Below are 11714 nucleotides of genomic sequence, written 5' to 3'. Positions count from 1 at the left end.
CCCGGTGCCGGAATCCCGGCACCGGGGGCTCACCCCTTGCTGCGCGGGAGCGGACGCATCAGCCGAAGGACTTGATGCCGTTCCAGTTCGAGGACAGCACCGTCTTGACCGGTGCGTTGGTGTTGGTGGTGGACGGGTAGTACAGGGAGATGTGGCCGTCGGACGCGAACCGGGCCCAGATGTCCGGGACACCGTCGCCGTTCACGTCCGGGATGCCGATCGCCGTGGACACGTTGGCCTCGGTCCAGCTGGTGCCGAAGGCCACGTCGCCGTTGAGCGAGTTGGCCGCGAGCATCAGGGAGTTGAGGTCGACGCTGCCCGCCACGGAGCCCGGCTTGCCGTGACGGACGTACATGCTGCCGGCGTCCAGGTTGCGCCAGAGCAGGTCGGGCGTGCCGTCCTTGTTCATGTCCGCGAGGTTGACGATGTCACGGCGCGCCCAGGCGTCCGAGTTCATCAGCGTCGCGCTCTGGAAGGAGGCGCCGGTGTAGCCGGAGAGCACCCAGAACCCGCCGCTCGCGGTGCGCAGGGTGAGGTCGGGCAGCTTGTCGCCGGTGATGTCGCCGATGGCCTTCATCTGCAGCCAGGTCGACGGCGCGGGGGCGTTCGACGGGAGGCGGATCTTCAGCCGCTGGTCCACGTTGAAGGTGCCGTAACCGTCACCCGGGTACAGGTAGAACGTGCCGTCGGGGTCCACCGCGAACAGGTCGGTGGAGCCGTCGCCGGGGTAGACGTCCTGGTAGTGGGAGATCAGCGCCGCCTTGGTGCCGTTCCACCACGGGGTCTTCGGCGCGAGGACCGGCTTGCCGTCGGCGCCGATGGTGTACGAGCCGGTGAGGCCGGCGTACAGCTCACCGCCCGGGGTGCCCGGGTAGGAGAAGAAGTTGCCGTTGGCGTCGATGATCATCAGGTCCGGGACGCCGTCACCGCCCACGTCCATGGGGCCGTCCGCAGTGTCGCGCGGCGGGACATAGGTGGCGTAGTCGGTGCGGGCACTGACGTTGCCGACGGAGTCCAGGGCGAAGACGTGCATCCAGTTCGGGCCGGCGTGCAGCGGCTTGAGACCCGTGACGGTGAGCGTGCCGTTGGTGGCGGGGACGTCGACGTAGTTGACGCCCTCCCAGCCGTAGCGGAACTTGGCCGCGCCGGTGGAGGTGAACGTCATGGTGCCGGTGGAGCCGAACTTGACGGTGGCCCAGGTGGCGCCGTCGGAGGTGGCCCGCTTGAACTCCGGGCTCGTCACGGCCGGCGGCGGCGGAGCGGATCCGTCGATGGTGACGGCGCAGTTGTCGGCGGTGTTCGCCGGGAAGTAGCTGGAGGAGAGACCGCCGGAGTCCTCGGCGCGCACGGCCCAGAAGTAGGTGGCCTTGTCCACCAGGGAGGTCGACGCGATCGTCGTCGACGCCCAGCCGCTGGACAGGTTGGTGACCAGGGTGCCGGCCGGGACGGCGTCGCCGGACTTCCAGAACTTGAAGCGCAGGCCCAGGAGGTTGCCGTCGGGGTCGGTGGCCTTGGCCTTCAGGACCAGGTTGGTCTTGCCCATGGTCTGGCCCGGGCCGGTGGCGCTGACGACGCAGTCGATGCCGTTGATCTCACCGTCGGTGGGCTCGGTCGGCGGGCGGTTGTAGTCGACCTCCAGGACGGCGGACGTGGCGCTGAACTTGCGCCAGGTGTACGAGTCCGTCTCCGTGGTGGCGCGCAGGCCGAAGGTGATGTTCGACCAGCCGCCGTTCGCGGCCGACTGCGCGGCGCTCTTGACGTCGATGGCCTCGTAGGCGTCCGGGCAGGACGAGGAGTAGCCGTGTGCGAAGCTCCACCGCTTCAGCAGCGTCGACCAGGACGGCTGGGCGTTCCAGGTGGTGCCGGAGGAGATCGAGCCGGTCAGGTAGAACTGGAACTCACGGGTGGAGCAGGACCACGAGTGGGTGTTGTTCACCTTGTAGACGGCGCGGGTGATCGTCGCACCCTTGATGGAGCTGGAGAAGCCCATGCGCCAGAACGACCGGGCGGTGATGCCGGTGTCGTTCTCGTGGCCGACCCGGGCCTCCGACGTGCCACCGCTGTAGTTGGTGCCGTTGATGTAGTTGGAGTTGGGGTAGTTCTTGACCACGAGCGCCCAGGCGGCGGTGCCGGGGTTGATCGTCGGGTCGACGAAGACGGGGTACTTCACGCCGGTCCCGGACAGCATGCCCGTGCCGGCCACGTCCAGCTCGATGCGGGCGGCGCCGGTGCGGTCGCCCTCCAGGGCGACGGGCAGCTGGGCGGACTTGGTGCCCGGCTCGACACCGGACAGGCCGGACAGCTTCAGGACGTCCGCCGGGGTGCCGGTGGAGGTGCGCTGCGCGGTGCCGGCGGGGAGCTCGGTGTCGCGGCCGTTCGAGTCCCAGGCGAAGGGCGTCGGGACGGCGGCGATCTCCTTGCCGGCCTTGTCCAGGACCTGGACACGGCCGTGCTCGGGGTCGTTGTGGAAGGTGGCGGTGGCGGACCGCAGACCGTAGTTGACCTTGGCGAGGGCCTTGTTCTGGGCGGCCTCGGGCGTCTTGACGATCAGGAGCTGACCGAAGCCGCCCTCCTCGCGCGCGATCAGCAGCAGGTCGACGCCGGGCAGCACCTCGGAGTAGAGCGCGCGGGAACCGTCGAGCACCGGCTCGGGCAGGGCACCGGGCCAGGTGTAGGCGATGGTGTGGCCCTCGAACTCGACCTCGGCCAGGACCGTCTCACCGGGCTGCGGGGCGCGGACGTACGAGCGGTTGGCGCGCGAGGCGTCGGCGCTGCCGCTGGCGAACCGTACGGGCACGGCACCGTTCGCCGGTGCGATGCCCAGTCCGCGGGGCGCCTTTGCGGAACGCTTCAGCGTGTTGTCGATCGGGGCCCAGTGGCCCTCGGCGTTCTTCGCCCGCTGGGGCAGCGCGTGCGTCTGGGTGCGGAGCTGACCGCTGGGCAGGGCCCAGGTCAGCGCCGTGGCCGTGGTGGCCGTTTCGACGAGTACCTTCTTGCCGGTGCGAGCGGCCTCGGCCACCGCGGTGGCCTCGTCCTTCGGGCCGGTCGACGCCTGCTTGGCGTCCACCGCCCCGGAACCGGTGGTCGGGGGCGGGGTGGAGGGCTGCCACCAGGGCAACAGGGCAGCGGTCAGGGCGGCCAGGACGAGGCCGAGGGTCAGGGACAGCCGCGTGCGCGTGCGCACGAAGGGGCTGAGATATCGGGGCGGCGCGGTCACGGCGGTCTACTCCCGTGGGAACCATATGGATGGGGACAACACAGAGAGCCCCGGACGGCAAGCCGCGGGGCATAAGGCGCGCACACGATCACACATGTGAAGCATTGCGTCTACGCGTGAAGAATTTATGAATCCGTTACGCAAACATGGAACGTGCTTGACGGAACGTCAACGAAGCCCGGTTCGCGGCATTTCGGGATCGCAATCGCCCGTGATGGGTCGACTTCGAAGGATCTGTCTGGCGCGTCGTCACTGCGCCGGTCCGCGCGACTTCATCCCGTGATCGAGATCACTTATCCCGGCTTTACGTGGCTGCCGGCGATCTTGATAAGTGCCCGGAGCATGACAGAGAGTGCGCACGCACGCGCCTGAGCCAGACGTGTGCCTTTTGGTGTTTCCGCACCTCGTCCGTATCGAAGTTGCCAGGGTGGGAGTCGACGCGCATGCGTGCTTCAGGTCCGCTGTCATGGCTGGGGCGAGGACGCCCAGCCCTGACAGAGTCACAACGACGGCGCCGGCGGCGAAGCCGCGCGGCGATCGTTCTTCTGTTGTCCTCGACGCTGACGGTGACGAGCCTGGGCGGGCAGGCACTCGCCATCCCCGGCCCGGGCATGAGCCGTGAGGAGTCGATCTCCCAGGTCGACCTGCCGGACCTGCCCAAGAACACCGAGGCCGCCGGCGACGAGACGGCCGACACGAAGCTGAGCCTGGCCCCGCAGGTCCCGGTCGACCCGTACGACCCGAAGAACGCGGTCCCGTGGACGGCCGGCGTGGGCACGGCGCCGCTCGAGGCGACCGACGCGCCGGGCACCATGAAGCCGGTGTCGGGCGAACTTCCCATCGCCATCGGCGTGCCGGAGGGCGGGGACCCCGCGACGCTCGCGGGCAACTGGACCGTCGACCTGCAGACTCCGGTGGAGTCCCAGGACGCGGGCGTGTCCGGTCTGATCATGAAGGTCACGCCGCCGGCCGGCGTGGACCCGGCCGCCCAGGTCGCGCTCAGCGTCGACACCACCGGCTTCGCCGACCTCTACGGCCCGCAGGCCGCCGACCGGTTCGGCCTCGTGCTGCTGCCCGACTGTGTCATCGACGGCATGGGCGTGGGCGACTGCGAGGCCGACCCCAGCACGCAGACCATGGCCGGCTCCGACGGCTCCGAGACCGAAGGCAAGTTCGAGCGGCTCCGCTCGACGGTCGAGACGGTGGCCGCCAAGGACGCGCCCACCCACACGAAGGCCGCCAAGTCGGCGAAGACCCGCAAGATCGTCACCGGCACCATCCCGGTGGGCAAGCTGCTCGCCGAGGACGCCGACAACAAGGCCGCCGGCGCCAACGGTGCTTCGGCGAACAAGGCGTCCTTCAAGACGGCCGACGCGACGAGCGGTTCGGGCGCGGTCGGCATGATGGACACCGGTTCCTCGGTGTCCGGTGACTTCACCGCCTCCCCGCTGCTGTCCTCCGGCGCCTGGTCGGCCGGCTCGTCCTCGGGTGCCTTCACGTACTCGTACGACGTGCAGGTCCCGGAGACCGCCGGCGGTCTGATGCCGAAGATCTCCCTCGGCTACTCCTCGCAGTCCGTGGACGGCCGCACCTCCGCCAGCAACAACCAGGCCTCCTGGATCGGCGACGGCTGGGACTACAACCCGGGCTCCATCACCCGCACGTACAACAACTGCCGCCAGGACTCCAAGAAGGCCGGCTCCAACAACTCCACCCACCGCACGCCGGACCTGTGCTGGGGATCCAACAACGCCACCCTCTCGCTCGGCGGCATGACCACCGAGCTGGTGTGGGACGCCACCAAGAACAAGTGGTTCACCGCCAACGGCGACGGCTCCAAGATCGAGCAGGTCACCGGCCAGAGCACCGGCAACGGCGCCAAGGACGGCGAGTACTGGATCGTCACCACCAAGGACGGCACCAAGTACCACTTCGGCAAGAACCGTCTGCCCGGCTGGTCCGACAAGGGCACCACCGACCCCGCCGACGACGACCCGACCACCAAGTCGGTGCTCACCGTCCCGGTGTACGGCAACCACGCGGGCGAGGACTGCTACCAGGGTCCGACGGTCGAGGACTGGAAGAAGTCCTACTGCAACCAGGGCTGGCGCTGGGGCCTCGACTACGTCGAGGACGTCCACGGCAACGCCATGTCGCTGTGGTGGGACAAGGACCAGAACTACTACGCCCGGAACCTGTACTTCAAGGGGCCGGTCGTCTACGACCGCGACGGCTGGCTGGACCACATCTACTACGGCCAGCGCAAGGACAACATCTTCAGCGCCTCGGCCCCGGCCAAGGTCGATTTCGACGTCGCGGAGCGCTGCCTCGACGCGGTGAAGTGCACCGAGGCCAACTTCACGTCCAAGGACCCCGGCAACTACCGCATCTGGTTCGACACTCCGGCGGACCTGCGCTGTGAGAAGGCCAAGATGTGCTGGAACGCGGGCCCGACCTTCTGGTCCCGCAAGCGCCTGGACAAGATCACCACCACCACTCAGCGCAAGCCCGGCGACGCCGCCCGCCAGGAGGTCGACCAGTACCAGCTCAAGCAGAGCTTCGCGGAGCTGAAGACCGGCCCCAACACCGCCCTCTGGCTGGAGTCCATCCAGCGCACCGGCTACGACCGTGAAGGTCTCACCGGCGCCAAGGTCACGCTCAACCCGGTCCGGTTCGAGTCCAACGCCGAGGACATGCCGAACCGCGTCAAGGCGTACCACCCGGAGCGCCCCGGCTTCTCCCGGCTGCGCATCGCGCGCGTCATCAACGAGTACGGCGGCGAGACCATCGTCACGTACAAGACGCCCGACGCGAACGACCCGACCGGCCAGACCAACGACTGCGCCACCGGACAGAACCTCCCCAGCAAGACGGAGACGGCAGCACTCAAGGCCAACAGCCGGCTCTGCTACCCGTCGTACTGGAACCCGGACCCCGAGGTCGAGGACATCGACTGGTTCCACAAGTACGTGGTCGAGTCGATCGAGGAACTCCCGAACGTCGACGGCGCCTTCGCCACCAAGACGGCGTACCAGTACAAGAACCCCGCCTGGAAGCTCGCCGAGGCGGAGTTCACCAAGAAGTCGACCCGCACGTACTCGCGGTTCGCGGGCTTCGAGCAGACCACGGTCCTCACGGGTACCGAGGACCCGGCCATCGGCAGCAAGCAGTCCAAGGCCGTCACCCGCTTCTTCCGCGGCATGGGCGACACCGTGTCCGTGAAGGACATCACGGGCGCCGAGATCGCCAAGGACGCCGAGCCCTTCGCCGGCCGCATCGCCGAGGAGCTCACGTACTCCAGCGCGACCGACGCCGACACCGACTGGCTGTCCCGCTCCATCACCAAGCCCGAGGCCACCGAACTCGCGCGACGCGACCTCGGCGACGGCCTGAGCCCGCTGCAGGCGTGGCGCGTGACGGAGCCCGAGGAGATCGCGTACACGAAGTCGTCCGGCACGAACACGGACGACCCGCGTACGGTGCGCTCGGTCAGGACGGTGACGACGTACGAGGACACGTACGGGCTGCCGATCCAGGTGGAGTCGTTCGGTGACACGGGCAAGAGCGGTGACGAGTCCTGCACCAAGCTGGAGTACCTGCACGAGACGACCAAGAACCTGATCGGTCTGACGAAGCAGGCGCTGTCGTCCCCGACGACCTGCGCGAACGCCAACTGGGCGGACCTTTCGACGCTCAGCGGTGGTGCTCGTACCGCCTACGACGGCACGGCGTACGGTACGGCGCTCGCCGGCACCACCCGTGGTCTCGCAACCGAGTTGTGGTCGCTGAAGGGCGACGGCACGGGCTTCCAGTCCGACGGCACCATCGGCTTCGACTCGATTGGCCGCGTGATCCGGCAGACCGACCCGGACGGCAAGTCGTCCACACTCGCCTTCGACCCGCCGACCGGGCAGGTTTTCAAGGTCACGACTGCCAACTCGCTCGGCCACACCCAGGTCCAGGAACTGGAGCCGGGCCGCGCGGTCACCCTCAAGACGACCGACGCGAACAACCTCGTCAGCGAGGCCGTCTACGACCCGATGGGCCGACTGGCCGAGGCGTGGGGCCCGGGTCGCACCCCGTCGCCGTCCTCGATCCCGGACTTCCGGGCGGTCTACACGATTCCGGCGGAGGAGACGGACCCCACCGACGAGAACATCAAGATCCGTAAGCCTCCGTACGTCACGACGTATGCGCGTGGTTACGAGGACCGGATCGAGACGTCGGTCACCCTCTACGACGGCCTCGGCCGTGAGCGCCAGTCGCTGGAGGAGGCGGACAACGACGCCGGCTGGCTGGTCACCGACACGCTGTACAACAGCTCCGGTGAGGTCTGGCAGACCAACAATGCCTACCTGACCAAGGAGGCCACGCCGGGCGAGCTGTTCACGCCGCTGTCCGACACGGCCATCCCGAACATCACGCGCTACACGTACGACGGTCTGGGCCGTGTGCTCCAGGAGACCCCGTACATGAAGTACGTGGATCCGGACACCCAGGCGACCATCTCGAGGGCGTACCCGGAGCGGGCCGTCCGCTACGAGTACGGCGAGGACTGGTCGAAGGTCATCCAGCCGCAGGGCGACTCGTCCTACCGAGTCTGGACCGACGCGCTGGGCCGCACCACCCGCACGGACACCTTCAACCCGGCGGCGCCCGAACACACCACGCCGACGGGCACCGAGCGCTACACGTCGACGAGCTACGAGTACGACGAGCGCAGCCAGGTCAAGAAGGCGACCACCTCCGCGGACGAGACGCACCCCTGGACGTGGACGTACGACCACAGCGGACGGCTGTTGACGGCGACCGACCCGGACTCGGGTACCACCCGTACCGAGTACGACTCCCGGGGCCGTGTCCTCACGACCACCAACGCCCGCGGCGTCAAGGTCTGGAACGGCTACGACGAGCTGTCGCGGCCGACCCAGCAGCGCGAGGAGAGTGCCACGGGCAAGCTCCTGGCCGAGTTCACCTACGACACTGTTCCCGGCGGCAAGGGCATGCCCGCCACCGCCACCCGCTACACCGACGGAGCGGCGTACACGCAGAAGGTCAACGGCTACACGAAGGACTACCAGCCGACCTCGACCACCCTGTCCCTGCCGCAGTCGATCGTCGACACCTGGGGCCTCGCCAAGGACTACACGTACGACTACGCGTACTCCGACAACGGCATGCTGAACGAGACCACCCTTCCGGCGGTGGGCAAGTTCGCCAGCGAGAAGCTGATCGTCCGCTACAACAAGGACGGCAAGCCGCTCTCGATCTCCGGCAAGGACTGGTACGGCTCGGAGACCGTTTATTCACCCGACGGCCAAGTGCTCCGTTCCACCCTCGGCGCGCAGCCGTACCGGGTGTGGACGCAGAGCTCGTTCGACGAGGGCAGCGGTGAGCTCAAGGAGCAGTCGGTCTACCGTGAGCAGAACTCGTCGGGTCTGGTCAACGGCAACCTGGTGTCGAACCGGGCGTACACCTACGACCCGGCCGGCAATGTCACCTCGATCGAGGAGAAGTCCGTCGGGATCGACGAGCGTCAGTGCTTCGTCTACGACCCGATCGGGCAGCTGAAGTCGGCATGGACCTCCAAGGACCCGGCGACGAAGGCCTGCACCACTCCGAAGAATGCCGACGGCACGCTCAACGTCGCCTCCGGCGCCGACGGCTCCGGCTACTGGCAGGAGTACGAGTACGACCTGCTCGGCAACCGCACCAAGCTGACCGAGAAGGACCTCTCCGGCAACACCGCCAAGGACGCCGTCAGCACGTACGAGTACGGCAAGGCCGACGGCAGCCAGCCGCACTCGCTGACCAAGGTGACGAAGGACTACACCACCCCCGCGGGTGCACAGGTCACGGCCGAGGCCACGCGTCTGTACGAGCTGACCGGTGAGACCAAGTCGGTCACCTCGATCCAGAACGGTGACAAGCAGGACCTGACCTGGACGTACGACGGCAAGGTCGACCGGATCACCGGCCAGGGAAGCGGCGGCAAGAGCCCGTACGTGGGCCTGGGGCAGAAGTGCCTCGACCTGAAGTCGGGACTGGCGGCCGCGGGTCAGCCGATCCAGCTGTACCAGTGCAACGCCACTGTTGCGCAGAACTGGCGCTTCGAGCCGGTCCCGGGGACCAAGGCGAACCCGCAGACGGACCCGAACCTGGGCACCCTGAAGGTTTACGACACCTGGTGCGTCCAGCCGGTGGCCAACACCGCGGGCTCCGCGCTCCAGGTGCAGAAGTGCAACGGCACCGCCGCGCAGCAGGTCAAGCGCAATGCCTCCGGTCAGCTGACCCATGTCGCCTCCGGCCTGTGCCTGGCGGTGCAGGGCGCGGCGAACGTCAACGGCACGGCGATCGTGCTGGCCACCTGTGACGCGGCGCAGGCCGCCCAGCAGTGGCTGCCGCAGAACGACACCCGTCACATCTACGGCCCCGGCGGCGACCGTCTGCTGACCATCCAGGGCAAGCAGGCCACGCTGAACCTGGGGGAGGCTCAGGTCACCGTCCAGCAGGGCGGCGTCCTGGTCCGCACCGAGCGCACCTACGCCGCCCCCGGCGGCGCGGTCCTGCGCTACGCCAACGGAACCGGTGGTGACGCCCTCAAGGCACTCACCATGGACCACCAGGGCAGTGTGTACGCGGAAGTCGCGCTCTACTCCGGCATGTGGGCCCAGGTCCGCAAGCAGGACCCGTTCGGCAACCAGCGTGCCGCCGACACGGCCGGTCAGAACATCCAGACCCACAAGGGCTTCCTGGGGAAGGACCGGGACGACGCCTCCGGCTTCCAGCCGCTGGGCGCGCGTCTCTACGACCCGGTGGTCGGACGCTTCCTGTCCGTCGACCCGGTGCTCGACCTGAACGACCTGCTGCAGTCCAACGGGTACGTGTACGCGCAGAACAACCCGGTCACGTACTCCGACCCGACCGGTCTCGCCATCAGCCTGACCGATTCGGAGAAGACCGCCGCCCTCACTGGCGCAGGTCTGTCCCCGGCGATGGTCGCCCAGGCAAAGTCCATGATGGGCAAGTCCCTCACTTCGGTGATCCTCTCCATCGCGTGGGAGACGCTGAAGGACTTCATCGGCATCAACGACGCCATGGCCTGCTTCGGCGGTGACATGTGGTCTTGTGCCGGCCTCATCATCGACGCCATCCCGTGGGCGAAGCTCGGCAAGATTCCGGCGGTCATCAAGGCCGTCAACCGCACCATCAGCGCGATCAAGGCGTTCAAGGCTGCGAAGAAGGCCGCCGAGGCGGTCCTGAAGGCTGCCAAGGCCGCCGAGGCAGCCGCGCTACGGGCCAAGAAACTGGCGATCGAGAAGGCCAAGAAGGAGGCCGCGCAAAGAGCCAAGAAGAAGGCAGCGGAAGCCGCCAAGAGACGAGCCGACGCGGCGGCCGCCGCGAAGCGGAAGACCGGTAACGCCACCCACAAGCAGGCCCAGGCCAAGTCCGCACCGAAGTCCTCCTCCCACCCCGCGTCCAGCGGCGGAGGCAAGAGCTCCGGCGGTGGAGGCGGCGGCAAGTCCGGCGGCTCCTCCCGCAGCAACGGCGGCTCCAGCGGCAGCGGTGGCTCCGGCAAGGCCGACGGCGACAGCGGTACTTGCAACAGCTTCGTGCCCGGCACGAAGGTGCTGATGGCCGACGGCTCCACCAAGCCGATCGAGCAGGTGAAGGCCGGAGACAAGGTCGTTGCGACCGATCCGAAGACCGGGAAGACCCGTGTCGAGTCGGTCACCGCCGAGATCAAGGGTCAGGGTCTCAAGCACCTGGTCAAGATCACGATCGATGTCGATGGCAAGGCCGGCGTGAAGACGGCCCAGGTCACCGCGACCGACGGTCACCCGATCTGGGTTCCCGAGCTCCGCGACTGGATCAAGGCCACCGACCTGAAGTCCGGACAGTGGCTCCAGACCGGCAGCGGCACCCGCGTTCAGATCACGGCGATCCAGCGGTGGACGGCGGCTCAGAAGGTCGTCCACAACCTGACTGTCTCCGACGTCCACACGTACTATGTGGTGGCCGGCGAGACTTCAGTACTCGTCCACAACTGCAACAGTCCGGATGAGCGGGCGCATGCCAGAGCATCGGAGAATGCCGCATATTCCAGCAGGCCGGACGTTGCTACCGGTGGGTACCTTTGGATTAAGGGGCATGGAGAGTTTGACCTTTCTTCCGATAGGCTCCATCCGTTGATCAGGGCCAACATGAACGAGATTCCTGCTGCGGCGAGCCCCGGCGGCGGTAAGTTCTTCGGCTCGCATGTCGAGGTTCAGGCTGCCACTATCATGAGGATTCTGGCTAAGCAGTCGGGATCCGGGAGCGATGGTTTGGTCGGTCGGCTGATGGTTTCAAAGCCTGGCGGGCCATGCGGTTTCTGCGGGCCGAACGTTGCGGGAATGCTGCCGGCGAACTCATCGCTAGCAGTGCGATCTCAGCTCGGCCAAGTTTTCAGTGAGGTAGCCTTCTAGCCTACCCTTCTGAGGATTTACCAAGGCGC

2 protein-coding genes are annotated in these 11714 nt (G+C 67.7%); one reads left to right on the top strand and one right to left on the bottom strand.

What is annotated here, in order from left to right; all coding sequences use genetic code 11:
• Window positions 1-58: 58 nt before the first annotated feature.
• Window positions 59-3184: a DNRLRE domain-containing protein gene (locus KV205_RS33085; RefSeq protein WP_265868567.1), complete on the bottom strand. Its 3126-nt coding sequence runs from the start codon at window positions 3182-3184 to the stop codon at window positions 59-61.
• A gap of 644 nt (window positions 3185-3828) precedes the next feature.
• On the opposite strand from KV205_RS33085, the gene KV205_RS33080 reads away from it, so the two are divergent.
• Window positions 3829-11685, top strand: a complete 7857-nt coding sequence (locus KV205_RS33080; RefSeq protein ID WP_265868574.1) for a ricin-type beta-trefoil lectin domain protein — start codon at window positions 3829-3831, stop codon at window positions 11683-11685.
• Window positions 11686-11714: the final 29 nt, after the last annotated feature.

The sequence above is a fragment of the Streptomyces sp. SKN60 genome, assembly GCF_026236535.1.
Classification (GTDB): Bacteria; Actinomycetota; Actinomycetes; order Streptomycetales; family Streptomycetaceae; genus Streptomyces.
The sequence above is the reverse complement of the archived record's forward strand: the minus strand, read 5'-3'. Positions and strand labels throughout refer to the sequence as shown.

Excerpts from the sequence above, each read along its gene's own strand:
- KV205_RS33080 (WP_265868574.1), top strand. The coding sequence starts at position 3,829 with ATGAGCCGTGAGGAGTCGATCTCCCAGGTCGACCTGCCGGACCTGCCC.